Origin of the sequence: Neptunicella sp. (genome assembly GCF_048268085.1) — a bacterium.
GTDB lineage: Bacteria > Pseudomonadota > Gammaproteobacteria > Enterobacterales > Alteromonadaceae > Neptunicella.
Genome location: NZ_JBLWWF010000015.1, coordinates 74595 through 93326, shown reverse-complemented (window position 1 = coordinate 93326; position 18732 = coordinate 74595). Strand labels below are relative to the sequence as shown.

The window sequence follows — 18732 nt, the reverse complement described above, 5'->3', positions numbered from 1 at the left end:
AATAAAGCCGGGACTAACCGGCTTTGAATCGCTTTTTACTGATTGATACCCATTTGTAAAACCAGTGATTGCAACCCACTTAGTGTCAGATCGACGCTGCCCTGCCCATCTATAATATTCAGCTGGCATTGATAGCCGTTTTCTAGCTGATCGGTTAATAAATATTGGCCGTCATTCAATCGCCAAGCGGACACCAGACTGACGGGTAAATGCAAAGTCAAAGATGTGCCTTGCCCGGAAAAATTACTGATCACAAGCACGCGATGATCCCCTGACCAACGGGCAAAACTAAACAGCTGGTCATCGTATCCATCCTGATATTGACGATTAAATCGATGCAATCCTGCATACTCACCCTTGAACGCCGGCTGTTGGGTAGATAAATTCAGTAGTCGGGCATAAAAGTCCCGCAATGCGTGTTCCTCAGCGGATAATTGGCCGCCATCAAACTTGCCATTGTTCATCCAGCGCTGATGGGCCGGTACCCCCGCATAGTCAAAAATAGTGGTACGGGAAGGATCGCCAAACCCCAGATCCTGTTCGGCAGCCTCGCCCACTTCCTGACCGAAATAAATCATGGTTGGTGCGCGGCCGATTAAGGCTGAATAAACCATCGCCGGTTTGGCTTTAGCCGGATTAACTGCAAAGGCATCACTGGCGATGCGCTGTTCGTCGTGGTTTTCCAAAAAATGCAGCATATGGGCGTCGATGTCTTGTAAACTATGTTGAATATCAACCAAGTCATCGGTGCTAGCGCTGCCTTGAATAATTGCACGCAAGGTATCGTAAGTACCGACTTTGTCGTACAGATAATCCATTTTTCCCAGATTAATATAATCGCGATACAATTTCGGTTGATAGATTTCAGCCAATAAAAACGTATCCGGGTTAGTCAGCTTGATACCACTATTCAGGTAGCTCCAGAATTCCACCGGCACCATGGCTGCCACATCATAACGAAAACCATCTACACCTTTAGCTAACCAGTACCGGGCGATTTGACGATACTTACGCCACGAATCAGGCACATTGACGTTTTGCCAAAAAGCGGCATGCTCAGCCACCGTTTTGTTAGCATAGTCGGCCGGTAAACGCGGAAAATCGTAACTGCCATCCGGTTTAACTCCGTAATTGATCTTGACGGTTTCGTACCAATCGTTTGCGTCTGGCTGTGCCGCACGGGAACCGTTACCAGTCCATTTAGCCGGGTTTTCTTCAAAATAGCCGTCAGCCAACGGGTGATTTTCGCCATTTAACGGTAACTCACCATTAGGCACCTTAAATGACTGACCGGGCACATAATAAAAATTGTTATCCCGGGCATACTCTACGTGGCGATTATCGTCAGCGCCAAAATCGTTTACTCCCTCAGGTGCACTTACCGACGCATACCGTCGTGCCACATGATTCGGCACAATATCGATAATCACTTTCATGCCCTGCTGATGGGTGCGTTTAATCAGTGCCTCAAATTCTTGCAAACGCTGGGAAACATCATCGGCTAAATCCGGATCGACATTGTAATAATCTTTTACCGCATAAGGAGAACCGGCGCGCCCTTTGACCACGTCAGGATCATCGTTACTGATGCCATAAGCGGTGTAATCACGGATCACCGCGTGGTGGGGAATACCGGTAAACCAGATATGGGTGGTGCCCAGCTGCTTAATGCCTTTTAGCGCTTGTGGGGTAAAATCACTGAATTTCCCCACCCCATTTTGTTCGATCGTGCCCCAAGGTTTATTAGTGAAATTTTTGTTACCAAACAGCCGTGTCATCACCTGATAAACCACGGGCTTGCTTTGCACTTCGGTGAGTTGACTATCCTTCATTTCAGGCTTGAACACTATTTGCTGACTGGAACAAGACGACAACAATACGAGCAGTACGCTGTTTATCGCAATGAAGAATCGCATTAGTAGCTCCCCAATTGCAGGATCAACGCGGACTTGGCGGCAAGGGGGAGCGGGTTAGCTAACATATAACGTTGTCCGGATAGCACGTCCTGACCTTCAGTGGCATTGCCAAGCATGTCAGCGTAGCGCGTTAATTCCAGCTGCTGTTGCTCACCTTTATTCAATACCACCATCACCTTTTGGTTATCGGTGTAGCGAAAATACACGTACACCCCGTTCTGCGGCACATAATGGGTGAGCTTTCCCGCGGTAACCGCTTCGCTGGTTTGTCGCCAATTAAGCAATTTAGCCAGATATTGCTGCACCTGTTGCTGTGTATCTGTCAGTCCCTTGCCGCTAAAAGCGTTCACCTTGTCATCCGCCCAACCGCCCGGGAAATCACTACGAATAATGCCGTGGTCCTCGATACCCTGATTGCTCATCAATACTTCATCACCATAGAAAAATTGAGGTATGCCGCGCGTAGTAGCAAAAAATGCCAACGCTATTTTTAATAAATCCACATCCTGATTAAGTTGAGTAGTAATGCGGCTCATATCGTGATTGTCCGGGAAAATCACCAAATTGCCCGGATTGGCATACAAAAAATCGTTGGCCAGTGACTGGTAAATCTTATTCAGCCCCCCATCATGAGATTCAGGCTCGGTTAAACCGGTGACCAGCGCGTGTTGCAACGGAAAATCCATCAAACTGGGTAACGCAGACGGATAGTCTGTCGCCAACGGACTGTCTTTTTGCCAATAAGATATGATGGCCGGATTGAGACTCCACTCTTCACCGACCAGATTAAAGTTGGGATATTCGTGCATAATGCGTTGGGTATAATCGACCAGAAAATCCTTATCCGGATAGGAATAGGTATCCAGCCGAATCCCGGACAAATTGGCATATTCAATCCACCAGATACTGTTCTGAATCAGGTATGTGGCCAGCAATGGATTACGCTGATTGAGATCAGGCATACTGGGTACAAACCAGCCCTCATTAAAAGCTTGTTGATCCGCTTTTATCCCATGAGGATCCCGTGAGGTTTCGCGGCGATGAGTGGTTCCTACAAAATGGCCTTGATGGTTTATCCAGTCTGCGGTGGGTTTATCTTGCATCCACCAATGACCGGAACCAATATGATTAAGGATCACGTCCATAATAAGGCCAATACCTTGCTCAGTGGCTTGGGCCGACAAACGTTGATATAGCTCATTACTGCCAAAACGAGGATCAATCTGATAGTAATCCGTGGTGGAATAACCATGATAGGAATAACTGTCCTGAGCATTTTCCAGCACCGGCATCAACCAGATTTGGCTAAAACCCATCTGTTTAATGTAATCCAGATGATTAATAACCCCCTGAATATCACCACCATGGCGACCGCCGATGTTGGCGCGATCCCACTTGTCGGTCAGACTTGCCACGCTATCGTTACTGCTATCCCCATTGGCGAACCGATCCGGGGTAATCAGATAAATGGCATCTTTACTGCTAAAACCTTGCCGGCTGGCTGAATGGGGACGACGTTTGTGTAGCGTGTATGGATAATGCAGTTCAACCTTGCCGTCACGCACAAACTGAATATCCAGTTCACCGGGTTTAACCTGTTGATCCAGTAATAGATTGATAAACAGATAATTACCATTTTCAACCCGTTTAACCGATTCCAGCTTGACACCCGGATAGTCGATATTGACCGATAAATGGCCTATATCCTGTCCGTGCACCATTATTTGTAATTCAGGGTTTTGCATCCCGGTCCACCAGGACAGGGGTTCCAGATGATCAATATTGATCTCGGCTGTGGCCCACTGGCTAACCAGCAGAGATACCAGTCCAATAAATTTGACCAGCAGCGCGCATATTCTCTCGGCTAACCTCAACATTAGAGTGCCTTAAAGCGGATTGCCGTGCCGCCACTTTTGGCCATTTTCAGGCTCAATTTGTCGCCCGAAGTGACGCTTTTTTTCTCAATGACATAATCGTAGGGATTAGTCAGCCAGTCGGCTTTATCACCATCACGATAAATTTGTGCCTCATATCGCTTACCCGGCTCAAGGAAATCCAGCGATATATCTACAGTACGGGCATTTTCATCGGTTAATGCGCCAACAAACCAGTCATCCGCATCCCGCTGTTGACGAGCGAACACCACATAATCCCCCACTTCACCGGCAATGGCACGACTGTTTTCCCAGTCGGTGGGAACATCCTTGATAAACTGGAATGCATCAGGGTGTTTAAGGTAATTACGCGGCAAGTCTGCCGCCATCTGGATTGGGCTATACAACACCACATACAACGCCAGCTGCTTGGTTAATGTGGTACGTGGACGATTTTCACCATCCAGTCCATTAAAACTCATATCAAAGATACCGGGGGTGAAATCCATTGGCCCGGCCAACATGCGCGTATAGGGCAAAATAGTGGTATGTTCGGGTGGATTTGGCGGCGTTCCCCAAGCATTAAACTCTTGACCACGGGCGCCTTCACGGGATATCCAGTTAGGATAAGTACGACGCAGTCCGGTATCTTTTACAGGCTCATGGGTGTTAATGCTGATATGGCGTTTGGCTGCCTCTTTCACTGAACGGAGATACTCGCCTACCATAAACTGACCGTCATGCCATTCGTGCCTTACCAGACCGTTTTCATCAATACGTTTGATATCACCGGCATCGGCCACATAACCGGTTTTAACCATAGTTACACCATTTTTTTCATAGAGATCATAGGCATCTGCCATCTGGTTATCATAATTAGTCACATTACCAGAGGTTTCATGATGGCCAATTAAACGCACGTTTTTCTTTAGGCCATAGGCAGTGACTGCCGGTAAATCAAAATCCGGATAACTCTCAGTAAAGCTGAACACATCACCGTTATTAAACCAGTCGCCATCCCAGCCGATATTCCAGCCTTCAACCAACACACCGGCAAAACCGTTGTCAGCGGCAAAATCCATATAACGTTTGGTTTCTGATGTCGTGGCACCATGTTTTGGCCCGCTACCCCAAGTGTTTTCCTTTATATGCATTCCCCACCAGATGCCGACATATTTACCCGGCTCAACCCAGGATACATCGCCGAGTTTATTGGGTTCATTCAGATTTAAAATCAGATCGGAATTTAACAAGCCTTTAGCATCGGGCGAAACCTGCACCGTACGCCAGGATGATTTAAATGGTGTTTGGGTTTTGACTAAAATACCATCCGACCAAGGAGTGAGATCGGCTTTAAGCTCCCCTGCTCGTTGCGGCTCCAAGGTCATGGCTGCCCAATCCACCAAGGCAGCTTCATGAATGCTCATGTGCACACCACTATCCAGCTTAAAGGTAAAAGGCGTATGTGAACGACCGACTTTATCCAGCGTAGTGGTGTTGTACACATATTCGTAACGGTTAAATGCACGAGACGGGATCCACCAGGCGGTGGCTTTATTGCTGTCGGGAATGACAAACTCGGTGTCTTCATCAATCACATCCACCTGATCCAGCCCTTTTTGCTTGGGCACTTCATAGCGAAAACCGATACCATCATTAAAGACCCGAAAACGCACAGTGAACATGCCTCTATCCTGCTCGGCCAACTCAACCGCCAGTTCGTTGTGATTATCGGTTATTTGTTTGCGTTCCCCCCAAGGCTGCGTCCAGGTCAGTTTGGCTTTATCTGTGTGTTTGCCGGTAATTTTAAAACCATCACCAAACTGCCCCTGTTGCTTAAATTCCAGCCCCAGTGGTGAAGGCAAAATAATCCGTTGTTGCTGATAATCCACCCAGTATTCGGTGCGATCATGTTCATCAGAAATAGTAACGGTAAGCTTGCCATCGGGCGAACTGACTTGCAGTTGTTCAGCCAATACGTTGGCAGATAACACCAAACTGATAAAAAGCGTCGGTTTTAACAATGACATAGGAATCTCCGTTGTGGAACTGAATGAATGCAACGTGCAAATTATCGCGGCCAGTCTATTGAACAATCCCATCCCGTAAACAACATGGGATGGCACAGGACACAACAAACTGGGAAGCTCGATAGTACCGTTAACAATTATTCAACAACAACAAAGTGCATACGTATTCACAATGAATAAGCCTATTAATGTTCACTAATCAGTTGTGCCAAGTCGGCATAATGGCTCCTGAATGGGCTATACCATTGGTATTTCACATCAATTCAGGCTAAGTTGCGCCTAATAGAATAATAATGAGCGTCCAATTTACTGTTTATGTCCAACGAGCAAACCCTTAGCCAACAAAAAGCTGCCATGCGTAAGGTCTGCCTACGCTTTAATCAAGATCCGAATAAAAATCATTTTAATCAATTGGTTAGCTGTTTTAAATCGTCACCGTTACGAATAAAAATAGAACCTCCAGTTTGGATAGAGCGGGGCTGTGAGCTGGAAGTAGGTGATAATTTTTACGCCAATACCGGTTTAACCTTATTAGATACGGGTGGGATTAAAATCGGTGAAAATGTCTTAATAGGCCCTAATGTAAAAATTTATACCAATAATCATCCTTTGAATGCTGAAGAACGTCGGCAGGGATTTGAACTCTTTAAGCCGGTAACTATTGGCAATGACGTGTGGATTGGCGGTGGCAGTATTATTTGCCCCGGCGTCACAATCGCTGATAATGCGGTGATTGCAGCAGGATCGGTGGTCACCAAAAATGTGGATGCCGATACGTTAGTTGGCGGTAATCCCGCAAAGTTAATCAGAACACTATAAGGCTGACAGCCAATATAAAAGCATCAAATTTTTTGATGCTTTTTTATTTTTAAAGATGAAAAAACAATTTTACTTCTTAAATCGGCGATAACCCAATCCCAATAGCCCCAAAGTCAAGATAGCCAATGTAGATGGTTCAGGTATGTCATTGGTGTTTCCTGCTGCATATGATTCACTATCAACCGTAACGGTTAAATTAGCGATATCATATCCGCCAACAAAGTTGGCAGCCGTATCACCATAGATCACATTAAAGCCATAACCACCCTGTGGAGCCCCGGTTCCAACTCCTGAAGCACCAACCCCTGGGCCACCATACAATTTAACGTTATCGTTAAAATCAGCCAAGGTAACGTTCGAACCGTCTTTCTGTAGATATTGACTGTTAATACCCGCAACACCACTATCAAGCAGCCAATCTAAACTGCCTGGATTAAATTCAAATATCTTCCATTGCGCACGGGTTTGAAAATCGTCCCCCATATACGCATTTTCAGACGCGATAATGGCATAATTAGTCCCATCGGTTACCCAGATATTTAAATAAGGATGAGCCCGACCTGCGGGTTGAGTGGTAGTCCAGTTAACGGTATTAAACATATTTAACTGCATCCCATCAAAGGCCGACGTACCATACCCGACTTTCTGCCCTCCGCGCGGTGTTAACGCAGAAAAACCATCGCCCGCAGCATTCTCAATTATACTCATATCAGTATCAAAGGGAGCAACAATGCTTCCATCATTATTACGAATATAAAAGGTTTCAAAATCTATCACTGCGGCACTTGCTGGCATAACCAAACTTAATAATAGCAATGCCAAACCACCTGAGAAGACTCTACGCATTCTGTATTTTCCTTTTTTATAGATTAAGAGTTAGCCATTTATATGTATTTAAATAGCTCAGGGACGTCATTTACCTCATAGTTATTGCTTCAATGACAATATCTATTTTGACTAAACAACAAACAAGCAATATTTAAACCATTAAAAATTTCCTTTATTTAACAGATAATTAGCTTTATTTGCATCGCTGCCTAAACGCTATTTGTAAAAATATCTGACATTTATCAATTAGTTAACGACTTGACTGGGTTCATGCATTACTTGTAATAACTAGCGGTCGCCCCCAAGTTAGCTACTATCGTTTGAAAACATAAAAGACTCTATGCTGCCTTTATCCTTGCTTGACCTCGCGCCCATTAATCAACACGAAAGCATTTCTGATGCTCTGGAAAACAGTCGCCAAATGGCCATTGCGGCCGAACGATATGGCTATAAACGTATCTGGCTGGCGGAGCATCATGGAATGCAGGGTGTTGCCAGCTCCGCCACCGCATTAGCTATCAGCCATATTGCCGCGGCGACCAAGCATATCAGGATCGGCTCAGGCGGTATTATGTTACCCAACCACTCGCCTTTGATCATCGCTGAACAATTTGGCACGTTGGAAGCACTGTATCCGGGCCGGATTGATCTCGGTTTAGGACGCGCGCCCGGCACCGATATGGCAACGGCGCGAGCACTTAGGCGTAATATGGATGCCAGTGTAGAAGAATATCCACACAACATTCGTGAATTGCAGTATTTCTTAGGAGCCATACAGCCCGAACAGAAAATCATCGCAGTTCCCGGCCAAAACAGTCATATTCCTTTATGGTTATTAGGCTCTAGCTTGTACAGCGCGCAATTGGCCGCAAAAATGGGGCTGCCTTACTCATTTGCTTCTCATTTTGCCCCCGACCAATTACTTGATGCAATTAGCCTATATCGCGACGGGTTTAGCCCCTCTGCCCAATGTGACAAACCTTATATTTCCGCCGGATTAATGGCCGTGGTGGCCGACTCCGACGAGCAGGCTAATTATCTATTTAGCTCGGTTCAACAACAATTTATCAATATGCGCCGTGGCCTCAATAAACCTTTTCAGCCCCCCACAGATTCAATGGAAACGCTTTGGTCAGAATCTGAACGGGTGATGATAAACCATACGCTACAATACGCCCTGGTGGGTAGCCCCGCGACCGTCAAAAATAAACTTACCCGTTTTATTGCAGCGACTAATGTGGACGAGGTGATTGTTTCAATGCCGATTTACGATATTGAAGCCCGATTAAAAAGCCTGGAATTATTGGCCGCCTGCCAAAACACAGACAGCCAATAGCGGACTAGGTCCTGTCGGAATTGGTTTTTTGCAAACCTTGTTCGGTTTCTTCGACATAATGTTTCGGGTAAAAACTATCGGCTGATGACTCATGTAACGCCTGCTTAAATTTGGGTGGACTATCACCATTAAGCATTGAACCTGGCGTCAGGTTTAGGTAGATTTCATCAAATCGACGCACCTCAGTTTCACTAATACGCCGAAATAAATGTGAACGATTCAATTGTGAAGTATGGCGTAAACCGGCCGAAGCAATAATCTCCATTGACGCCTTAACGGTTTCCTGATGAAAACGGGCGACGCGTTCGGCTTTGTCTTCGACCACCAGGCCACGTGCCAGTTTAGGATCTTGAGTGGCCACACCTGTCGGGCAACGGTTAGTGTTGCACATTAATGATTGTACGCACCCCAGCGCAACCATCATGCCACGGGCGCTATTGCAAATATCAGCGCCGATAGCCAAGTTTTTTACCACATGAAAACCGGCGAATACCTTACCGCTGGCAATCACCCGAATATCTTTTTTAAGATCAAATCCCACTAATACATCGCATACAAAAGACAGCGCTTCTCGTAATGGCATCCCAACCGAATTGGAATATTCTAATGGTGCAGCACCAGTGCCGCCTTCCCCACCATCTACGGTAATAAAATCCGGTTTAATCCCCGTTTCTATCATCGCTTTACACAACGCCACAAATTCACTAGTGCGGCCAATACACAACTTAAAACCAACCGGCTTACCACCAGAAAGTTCCCGCAATTGCTTGATAAAATGCATCATTTCAATCGGGGTGCTAAACGCACTATGCCCTGGCGGAGAATTAACCTGAGTACCCGGCTCCACAAGACGAATACGGGCAATTTCCGGGGTGTTTTTATCTGCCGGTAAAATACCACCATGACCGGGCTTAGCACCTTGTGAAAGCTTAATTTCAATCATTTTTATTGAGTCTTGGCGAGCGACTTTCTGGAAGTTTTCCGCACAAAAATGGCCATCTTCGGTGCGGCAACCAAAATATCCTGTGCCGATTTGCCATACCAAGTCACCGCCATGCTCTAAATGATACGGACTCACACTACCTTCGCCGGTATTATGATAAAAACCGCCAATTTTAGCCGCCTTGTTTAGCGCTCGTATCGCGTTATTACTCAGTGCCCCAAAACTCATGGCCGAGATATTCAAAATTGCGGCACTATAGGGTTGAGTGCAATCCGGACCGCCCACCATGACGCGGGCTTCCTTGTGATAGTCCTCATGATGTTTGGCCGCGATAGAATGACCAATCCATTCATAGCCGACTCGTTGGGTATCTAGCTTTGTTCCATAGGGATTTGAATCGAGGTTACCTTTTGCTCGCTGATAAATCACCGTGCGATACATGCGATTAATCGGTGTTCCATCCGTTTCTGACTCAAAGAAATACTGACGCAAAAAAGGCCGAAAAAACTCCATCAACCACCGGCCGCGTCCTACTAACGGGAAATTACGCCACAGCGTATGCCGCGTCTGAAAAAAATCATAAATCCCTACCCCAATCAAAGGTAAAATAACGATCAATGCCCAATAGGCATTGGGCCATATCCATCCCAATAACACCACCATTACAACGGATAAAATGGCTAACTTCACTAACGTGACGCGCATGACTTCCCCTATGTTTTCCATATAGACCTAAGGTACGAGCAACGACATAAATATTCAACTTCTGTTACGTTTGATAACAACTCTACACTTCTTGATAAAGAGATAAATCACGCATTTATCTACAGTATGGCTATCGACCAGCCATATAAGAAATTACCATGAAAAACACGCTACTAGCACTTTGCGGGATAAGCCTATTAACTGCCTGCAATTCGGATGACAATATCTTTACTCATGAGCCACAAACCATTCATTTTGATTTCGAAACTGGCAAACAAGGATGGGAAGCGGCCTACTCTGATTACCCCAGTGATGATGCGGATACGTTTGAACTGTCTTCCGGGATTTTGACCTTGCCAGACGACAGCAGTCAAAACGGCTTTTTTATGGGAGGCACGAATCGCAGTGACGACCTGTTCATGTTTATCAAAAGTCGTTTTATTGGCTTACAAGGTTCAGCCCGCTATATTGCCAAAGTCAGCATCGACCTTATTTCCAATGCCGGCGACAACTGCTTTGGCGCAGGAGGCGCACCGGGAGAATCTGTTTATGTTAAGTTCGGCTTCGGCGAAACCGAACCCAAACAGAGCGACTACTACCTTAATGTAGACAAAGGCAATCAAAGTACCGATGGCACCAATGCTCACGTCGTAGGTAATGTCGTGGTGCCGGGACTTGCCTGTGAAGGCGGGGATTTCGGCGCTAAAACAATTTCCACCACCAGCGAGACACAACTAGAATTCACCTCCAATGCCGATGGCAGCATCTGGCTTTTTGTCGGCACCGATTCCGGCTATGAAGGCCGCACTGAAGTCTACTACGATAACATCAGTATTACCGTTCAACCTGCCTTATAGCGGGTTGTACACCTAATTTTTGTCCACCATCATCTCAGAAGTTGTTTAAAAAATCGTTGAGTCCCCCCAGTATTGCGACGAATTATCCAACTGTTTTATTCAACCTGCTATGATCAGGTTTTTCCGCTTGTTAATACGGATTGGTGTAACGACCTATGAACTTAACCAAACGAACTTTTTTGAAAACCAGTATAGCCGCCTTCGCTTCATTACCGTTGGGTAATATGGCTATCGCAGCGAATACGGCACCTCCTTCGCTAACGCCTCTGACCGACGATGTGAAGCCAATTAGCCTGCAAGAGCGCAAAGAGCGCATCGCCAAAGCACAAATGTTATTGCAGCAAAATAATATCGCAGCAATGCTGCTCGAACCGGGTCCAGCAATGGATTACTTTACCGGCATTCAATGGTGGCGAAGCGAACGCTTAACGGCCGTGGTGATTCCAGCCGAAGGTGAAATCGCGGTGGTATGCCCCTTCTTTGAAAAGCCTAGTATTCGCGAGTCACTAAAAGTGGGCGAAGATGTGCGCGTTTGGCAAGAACACCAAAGTCCATTTGCCTTGATTAAACAAATATTAAATGACCGCGGGATCACTAAAGGCCAGATCGCCTTTGAACAATCGGTACGTTATTTCGTTTTACAAGGGCTGATGACGCTACTACCAACCATGACACATACCAGTGCCGATCCGATCACACTCGGTTGTCGTATGTATAAATCCGCCCATGAATTACAACTCATGCATAAAGCTAACGAAATCACCTTGCGCGCTTATGAACACGTTTGGAAGCAGTTAGACGAGGGAATGAGCCAGCAAGAAGTGAATCAATTAATGCGTTCTGCCCAGGCGCAACTCGGTGGCAGCGATATATGGACCATGGCATTACTTAATCAGGCTAGCGCCTATCCCCATGGCAGCAAGCAACAACAATACATTAAAAAAGGCAGTATTGTACTCATGGATTGTGGTTGCAGTGTTGAAGGTTATCAGTCGGATATTAGCCGCACTTTTGTTTTTGGCCAACCCAACGACAAACAGCGAAAAATCTGGGAAACCGTGCGCAAGGGTCAACAAATTGCCTTTGAACACGCGCAACCCGGCACAATGGCAGGCAAGGTAGATGATGCCGTCAGAGCCTACTATCAGTCACAAGGATTCGGACCGGATTATAAACTGCCCGGCCTGTCCCACCGCACCGGTCATGGTATTGGCATGCAAGGGCATGAACCGGTTAATTTTGTACATGGTGAACAACAAAAACTGGCAGCTGGCATGTGCTTCTCCAATGAACCGGGTATTTATATTCCCGGTGAGTTTGGTGTGCGTTTGGAAGACTGTATTTATATGACCGATAAGGGTCCACAATGGTTTACCCTACCACCGGATTCACTGGAGTCCCCTATTGGTCATTTGGGGCCGTTGCCAAGTTGATTGATGTATCCTGTTTCCATAAAAAAACGCGCCAACTGGCGCGTTTTGGCTAAATCAATACCTCTAGAGCGAATCTAAAAACTGCTGATGTGAAGGCAACTTATCAACATTACGCTCAATAATAAGCTTCAAATTAGCCAGTAGTTCTTCCGTTTGAACTTTACTTAATGAACTTGCCAGTGGATGGTAATCATCGGGGATCCAGTCCTGCCCAAGCATCACTTGTTGCCAAGCCACCGCGGTAAATAAATCATTGGGTTGACAGAACACTTTGCCGGTTTGCTTAAACAAACTCAGTTTGTGTTGTAATGAATCTGGAATATCCATCGTCTGGCAATATCGCCAAAAATCACTATCAGTGCGCTGATTCAACTTGTAATGCAGGATAATGAAATCTCGCACATGCTCCATTTCCTGCTGTGACTGCGAATTAAAACTAGCCACTTCTTGCGGATTAATCTGCTGGTGCGGAAAATGTTTAATCAAACGAATAACGGCGGTCTGAATCAGATGAATACTGGTGGATTCTAATGGTTCAACAAACCCGCTCGATAACCCAATACTCACCACATTTTTATGCCATTGCTTACGCCTTCTACCGGTTTTAAATCGAATAATCTTAGGTTCGCCTAACGGCTTACCCTCCACGCTATCAAGTAATACCTGTGTGGCATGTTCATCACTCATATATTCACTGGCATAAACAATACCGTTACCGGTGCGGTGCTGTAATGGAATACGCCATTGCCAACCGGCTTGATGCGCGATAGAACGGGTATAAGGCGTGATAGGTAATTGCGATTCGGTGGCAAGGGTCATCGCCCGATTACAAGGTAACCAGTGAGACCAGTCTTCAAAACCACAATGCAAGTTTTTCTCGATCAATAAGGCATGCATACCACTGCAATCAATAAAAATATCACCTTGTATTATCTGTCCATTTGCCATGCCAATTGACTGAATAAAACCATCGGCAGGGTGGGTATTGACCTGCTCGACTATTCCCTCTACACGTTTAACCCCATTTTTTTCGCTATATCGCCTTAACAGTTGCGCATATAAACCAGCATCAAAATGATAAGCATGAGATAGCCCCGGCAAATGACCTTCCATTTGCTGTAACGGTGCAAACTTGTGTTGTTTTGCAGCCTGGTAATTTAATGAAAAATCCCAAAAATCGGATTGAATACCAAGCTGTTGGCTATGCAGCCAAAAATGATGAAAATCACAAAAAGGGAAATTTTTGCCCACGCTCCCGAAGGCATGCATGTAACTTCCCGGCGACTGCATCCAGTTTTCAAATTCGATGCCTAATTTGATAGTCGCCTTGGTGTCACGAATAAAACTTTTTTCATCGATACCCAGCGCATGATTAAAATTAACCATGGGAGGGATAGTCGCTTCACCGACACCGATAATGCCAATTTTATCTGACTCAATCAGGGTAATATTGATATTTTTACCCAGTATTTTGCTCAGTAACGATGCCGTGATCCAACCGGCCGTTCCCCCACCGACGATAACAACATTCTGGATAGCTTGACCGCTCAAATTGGATACCTGCCTAATAGGTTAACGTTGTACAAATCATTGTATAGTCTATTAATAAGTCAAAAGCCCCTGTAACGTGATATTACAAGGGCTTGCATAACGATTAACTTATATCTGTCAGAATTTAAAACTTATAAGCAAAACCTAACAAATACGTTTTGCCATAATCCTGAAAGTCCCGAACCTGCAAAGCATTATCACCGCTTAGAGAGACAAAAGGTTCATTCGACAAGTTTTGTCCTTGCAAATATACCGATAGTCCTTTGAGTGATTCGACTCCAGCTTCACCAAAGTCATAACCAATCTGGGCATCCCAAATGGTCTCACCCAATACGTCAACCTGCACGGTATCAAAGCCAATACCATAAACATCACCTTTGAAATCACTACGCTTACGCATACTAATCCGTGCCTGAAAGCCTGACTTGTCGTAATAGGCAGTTAAGGTTTGAATGGTATCTGACAGACCGGGTAACTGATAAGGGTTACCATTTTGATCTTCAATATCCGATTCCACCCCGGTATAACTAGCGATTAGACCAAAACCATCCAGCGATTCAGTAAAGACATTAAATGGTAACGCCATGGATAATTCGTAGCCGTACATGGTACCGCCACCGCCATTGACCTTGCCGCTTCCGGTTGCAGTAGGATTATTAGGAATTTGGCCGGTTGCAGGATCCGCCACACCGGTAAAATCGACTTCGTAATTACCATCGAAAATCCATTGGCTTAGATCCTTCCAGAACAATGCAACCGCAAAATATCCCTCAGGTGCAAAATAATTCTCATAAGATAAATCCACACCCGTCGCTTCTTTAGGCTCTAGCGCCGGGTTGCCCCCTTTAACACTCCAGTTATTTCCATTGTCATCTGGATTAGGTGCGTAGCTAGATTCAACTGATGCGTTCATTTCATCCAATCTGGCACGAGACAAGGTTTTGGCAATCCCAAGACGCAATGTTTGACTGTCATCAATAGCGAGTGACATATTCAAACTTGGCAATACATGACTATAGGAATGATCAATATCGGTAGGCTCTGCCACCACCAGACCATCAATAACCTGTGCGGCATTGCCTTGTGAAGATTGCTTGGTATGCACATAACGCACGCCAACATTACCCGTTAACGGCATGCCGCCTAATTCCGCGTCAAAGTCGGCCTTAACAAAAGCAGCAGTGACTTTTTCATTAACCGACCACGATTTGGTAATATGCTGAATACCGGTTAAATTTTCACTCAGTAAATCGTAATAACCATCATCCAATAATGCTCCGGAGTCATAGGCAACCATATCACCCATGCCGATGAAATCCAGAGAGACAGTCCCTAAACGATAGTCTTCAGGCACCGACAACATGGCAGGAAACGCATTTAACGTCATGTAATAACCGTTGGAGGCCTTGGTTTTTTCACGATCACGATAAGACGCCCCGTAGCTGACGCGGGTAATAAAATCAGACTCAATAATCTGATCTGCAGCCATCTTAATAGAGGTTAGTTCGTCATCAATATCAGGCGCATTAATAAAACCGTCCTGAGCGGTATTTTCCAGCGCGGTTCCAGACAAATTATATTTGTTGTTTAATGCAGCACTGGCTCCCCAACTCAACGGTCCACCTAATTGAATCAAGTTAAAATCACCATAATCCAGCTCATGGGTAAACAACGCGCCAGAATTACCTGCATTTAAGGTGTATCCCAGATTATCAGCCACGCCTTGGTTGTCACCACGACCGGTTCCAGCATAGCTTTCAAAGCTCCAAATTTTGCGTTTCACTTTGGAGTAGCTGGCATCAAATTCCAATGTCAGGCTATCGTTGACCAAGTATTCTGCATTAAACCCAGCTTGGCTTAACTCTGCGTCACGATTTTCCAAATCATTACGTACCACAACACGCTGACCTTCTGTCATCGCTGATGTAATAAAACCGGTAGAAGAATCCACGTCACTCTCGTCTGCCGACAAGCTTCCCTGCCCCCAAGCAAAAGGTATTTCAATTCCGCGTAGAATTTTCTCATCCGAAAAATCCACGTACAATGCATCAAACGTCATTCTTAATGCGTCATTTGGCGCCGCTTCAACCACTAGCATGGCTGAATCACGTTTAAGAGTAGAGGAACGCACAAAAGGCTTGGCTCCGCCCAAAATAGAATAGTTCTGTCCATCAACACTAAATTCTGGATAACCCCATGAGTTCCAACGTTTTTCCTGATTGGGGGAACTCATCGTGGTATATGCAAACGCAACACCTAAGGTGTCGTCAGCAAATTGATCAATATAAGAGAAAGTACCGCGGAAGCCCTGATCATCACCATCAGGATTCAACTTATCGAAACTGGTTTTTTCCATTTGGCCATTGACCTGCAAAACCCGCTCACCTTTACTTAAAGGCTTAACCGTTTGCATATCAATAATACCGGCAATACCTTCGGCGTCTAAACTTGCATCCGGCGTTTTATAGACCGTAACACCGCTCATAATTTCTGATGGGTAAAGATCAAACTCGACACCACGGTTGTCACCAATAGACACCTGCTCGCGGCCATTAAACGTGGTGGCACTCTCGTTTTCACCAAAACCTCGAATACTCACGCGGCTGGCTCGCCCATCAAGACGCTGGGCGGTTAATCCCGGCAAACGGGCAATCGATTCAGCAATCGATGAATCAGGTAATTTACCTATATCTTCAGCTGAAATTGCTTCAACCACGTTGGCAGAGAAGCGTTTGGTATTCATTGATTCAACTATACTGCGACGAAAACCGGAGACTTGAATAACTTCCAGATTTTCATCCGCTTTTTGATCGGCTGTGTCCGCTTCCTGAGCAACAGCATGACTTACGCCGAATGCTAAACCACTCGTCAGGAGTGCCGCTGTAATAAGATTAGGTTTAAATTTTGCCATCGTTGTATCCCGTTGTATTGGTAATGAATGTCATGATAGTTATGGATTTAACTTCATGAACTTATTCTATTAATCCTAGGTACATTCCATATTGAACCAGTTCCTAAGTGTTGGCTGATAGTACCGCCATCATTTAAAACAGCTCAACGTTATGCATACGTATTCAAGATTATGCATTTACAACGAATTAACATTTTAGTCACAGCGCCGAATAACGAGAAATTTTGTTTGAATGGCATTCAACACCTTTAAAAACAAGGCGTGAGGGCAACAGCGAAAAAGTAAGGCTTAATTAATAAGCGCACTGTGTTGTATCAAAAATTTATCCTTAATATGACTGACAACACTTTGGGGAAAACACCAAAAATAAAGGTATCTAACTGATTTTAAACAATTTAATAAAAAACAATTAAGGTTATAAACGTTAATTAATTTAACAAATAGGCTAAAAATGACTGAATACGTATGCATAATCGTATTCAGTCTAGTAGTGATCAAAGCAATAGGGAGATGGAGATATAACGGGAAGGCGTTAACAGTTAATGCTAATTTAACTCACTTTATCCAATACCATCTGGACATAGTAGCTAATACCGGCGAAGAAGAATTCCACCGCTATTAGCATCATAATTAGCCCCATCAAGCGCATCATGACACTGGCACCAATCTTCCCCATTAATTTAAGCAATCCTTCTCCGATGGCAAAAATGATGGCAGCCGACAGACAGACCAGAAAAATCGCACCGACGACGGCTAATGTATGCTCGGTGGATTTGGCTTCCTGCATAAACAGAATCACCATGGTGATGGCGCCGGGTCCGCAAATCATCGGTATTCCCAATGGCGTTATGGCAATATCTTTACCATAAGCATCATCACTTTCATCATCCAGTTTTTTAGGCACGGTGCGACCACGCAACATTTCAAAGCCCATAATAAAAAACAATACACCGCCTACAACACGCAATGCATTAACATTAATACCAAAAAAACGGAATAAGGCCTCTCCCACCAAGGCAAAAATCACCATGGCGATAAATGCGGTACCGCATGAGGTTAGAATGACTTTACGGCGAGTCTTATGACTAAAGTTTTGGGTTAAACTTATATATAAAGGAACCGCCGCCAATGGATTGATCATGGTAAACAATGAAGTGAATATAAATAGCATTTGCTCCATAAATAACCCCGTAATAGATATAAAAATAACAATAATCGTTTAATGGTTTATATTTTATAGGTTTTCATCTTAGATTAACTGCATTTAATATATTAATAAAAAGCCAGTATCGTAAACTTATAAATGCACTTTCATGTCCATTTTTACATTTAATTCACTTAATCCTTATTTTAACGAGTTGCAGGTCATAATTTAACCGCATAGCTATTATTCCTTTGCTTCCCATTGCACCTTCCCTCACTAACCTTGCTCACTGCCTGAAGATGTTAGTTATTTGTAAACACCTGTAATTTAGACAAATTTCAGCGGAAAATGGTGTAAAGGCTCGATTTCTAATATAATTGCTTCT

11 protein-coding genes and 1 pseudogene are annotated in these 18732 nt (G+C 44.8%); 4 read left to right on the top strand and 8 right to left on the bottom strand.

Annotated features, from left to right (window positions below):
- Nucleotides 1-35: 35 nt before the first annotated feature.
- From ACTD55_RS13015 to ACTD55_RS13005, 3 genes are read right to left on the bottom strand one after another with little or no spacing between them, the layout of a single operon-like run.
- Nucleotides 36-1916 (bottom strand): alpha-amylase family glycosyl hydrolase, encoded by a 1881-nt coding sequence (locus ACTD55_RS13015; protein ID WP_438864769.1) that lies wholly within the window; start codon nucleotides 1914-1916, stop codon nucleotides 36-38.
- Nucleotides 1916-3793 carry a glycoside hydrolase family 13 protein gene (locus ACTD55_RS13010; protein ID WP_438864768.1) on the bottom strand — a complete coding sequence of 626 codons (1878 nt, stop codon included), beginning with the start codon at nucleotides 3791-3793 and terminating at the stop codon, nucleotides 1916-1918. Before ACTD55_RS13010 ends, ACTD55_RS13015 begins: the two co-directional genes overlap by 1 nt.
- Nucleotides 3793-5820: a glycoside hydrolase family 97 protein gene (locus ACTD55_RS13005; RefSeq protein ID WP_438864767.1), complete on the bottom strand. Its 2028-nt coding sequence runs from the start codon at nucleotides 5818-5820 to the stop codon at nucleotides 3793-3795. Before ACTD55_RS13005 ends, ACTD55_RS13010 begins: the two co-directional genes overlap by 1 nt.
- 660 nt (nucleotides 5821-6480) lie before the next feature.
- On the opposite strand from ACTD55_RS13005, the pseudogene ACTD55_RS13000 reads away from it, so the two are divergent.
- Nucleotides 6481-6630 (top strand): annotated as a pseudogene (locus tag ACTD55_RS13000) (DapH/DapD/GlmU-related protein); the annotation flags it as partial.
- Between the two features lie 78 nt (nucleotides 6631-6708).
- Here the strand turns inward: ACTD55_RS13000 and ACTD55_RS12995 are convergent.
- Nucleotides 6709-7485: a PEP-CTERM sorting domain-containing protein gene (locus tag ACTD55_RS12995; RefSeq protein WP_438864766.1), complete on the bottom strand. Its 777-nt coding sequence runs from the start codon at nucleotides 7483-7485 to the stop codon at nucleotides 6709-6711.
- 322 nt (nucleotides 7486-7807) lie between these two features.
- Here ACTD55_RS12995 and ACTD55_RS12990 point away from each other — a divergent pair, with 322 nt between their 5' ends.
- Nucleotides 7808-8803: an LLM class flavin-dependent oxidoreductase gene (locus ACTD55_RS12990; RefSeq protein ID WP_438864765.1), complete on the top strand. Its 996-nt coding sequence runs from the start codon at nucleotides 7808-7810 to the stop codon at nucleotides 8801-8803.
- Between the two features lie 4 nt (nucleotides 8804-8807).
- On the opposite strand, the gene ACTD55_RS12985 is transcribed toward ACTD55_RS12990, so the two are convergent.
- The gene (locus ACTD55_RS12985) at nucleotides 8808-10451 is read right to left on the bottom strand and encodes an FMN-binding glutamate synthase family protein (RefSeq protein ID WP_438864764.1); all 1644 of its coding nucleotides are present in this window, start codon (nucleotides 10449-10451) and stop codon (nucleotides 8808-8810) included.
- Between the two features lie 158 nt (nucleotides 10452-10609).
- Between ACTD55_RS12985 and ACTD55_RS12980 the strand changes: the two genes are divergently transcribed.
- Nucleotides 10610-11308 (top strand): hypothetical protein, encoded by a 699-nt coding sequence (locus ACTD55_RS12980; RefSeq protein WP_438864763.1) that lies wholly within the window; start codon nucleotides 10610-10612, stop codon nucleotides 11306-11308.
- Nucleotides 11309-11463: 155 nt separating this feature from the next.
- Complete coding sequence (locus tag ACTD55_RS12975; RefSeq protein ID WP_438864762.1) at nucleotides 11464-12741, top strand: M24 family metallopeptidase; 1278 nt, start codon at nucleotides 11464-11466, stop codon at nucleotides 12739-12741.
- Between the two features lie 63 nt (nucleotides 12742-12804).
- On the opposite strand, the gene ACTD55_RS12970 is transcribed toward ACTD55_RS12975, so the two are convergent.
- From ACTD55_RS12970 to ACTD55_RS12960, 3 genes are all read right to left on the bottom strand, one after another.
- A complete protein-coding gene (locus ACTD55_RS12970) occupies nucleotides 12805-14292 on the bottom strand; it encodes a tryptophan halogenase family protein (RefSeq protein ID WP_438864761.1) in 1488 nt (495 codons plus the stop codon).
- 124 nt (nucleotides 14293-14416) lie between these two features.
- Nucleotides 14417-17203, bottom strand: coding sequence for a TonB-dependent receptor (locus ACTD55_RS12965; RefSeq protein WP_438864760.1), 2787 nt, complete (start codon nucleotides 17201-17203; stop codon nucleotides 14417-14419).
- Nucleotides 17204-17753: 550 nt separating this feature from the next.
- Nucleotides 17754-18383: a MarC family protein gene (locus ACTD55_RS12960; RefSeq protein ID WP_438864759.1), complete on the bottom strand. Its 630-nt coding sequence runs from the start codon at nucleotides 18381-18383 to the stop codon at nucleotides 17754-17756.
- Nucleotides 18384-18732: the final 349 nt, after the last annotated feature.

Bases quoted from the DNA above. Each gene is read 5' to 3' on its own strand.
- ACTD55_RS13015 (WP_438864769.1), bottom strand. From the start codon at position 1,916: ATGCGATTCTTCATTGCGATAAACAGCGTACTGCTCGTATTGTTGTCG.
- ACTD55_RS13010 (WP_438864768.1), bottom strand. From the start codon at position 3,793: ATGTTGAGGTTAGCCGAGAGAATATGCGCGCTGCTGGTCAAATTTATT.
- ACTD55_RS13005 (WP_438864767.1), bottom strand. From the start codon at position 5,820: ATGTCATTGTTAAAACCGACGCTTTTTATCAGTTTGGTGTTATCTGCC.
- ACTD55_RS12995 (WP_438864766.1), bottom strand. From the start codon at position 7,485: ATGCGTAGAGTCTTCTCAGGTGGTTTGGCATTGCTATTATTAAGTTTG.
- ACTD55_RS12990 (WP_438864765.1), top strand. From the start codon at position 7,808: ATGCTGCCTTTATCCTTGCTTGACCTCGCGCCCATTAATCAACACGAA.
- ACTD55_RS12985 (WP_438864764.1), bottom strand. From the start codon at position 10,451: ATGCGCGTCACGTTAGTGAAGTTAGCCATTTTATCCGTTGTAATGGTG.
- ACTD55_RS12980 (WP_438864763.1), top strand. From the start codon at position 10,610: ATGAAAAACACGCTACTAGCACTTTGCGGGATAAGCCTATTAACTGCC.
- ACTD55_RS12975 (WP_438864762.1), top strand. From the start codon at position 11,464: ATGAACTTAACCAAACGAACTTTTTTGAAAACCAGTATAGCCGCCTTC.
- ACTD55_RS12965 (WP_438864760.1), bottom strand. From the start codon at position 17,203: ATGGCAAAATTTAAACCTAATCTTATTACAGCGGCACTCCTGACGAGT.
- ACTD55_RS12960 (WP_438864759.1), bottom strand. From the start codon at position 18,383: ATGGAGCAAATGCTATTTATATTCACTTCATTGTTTACCATGATCAAT.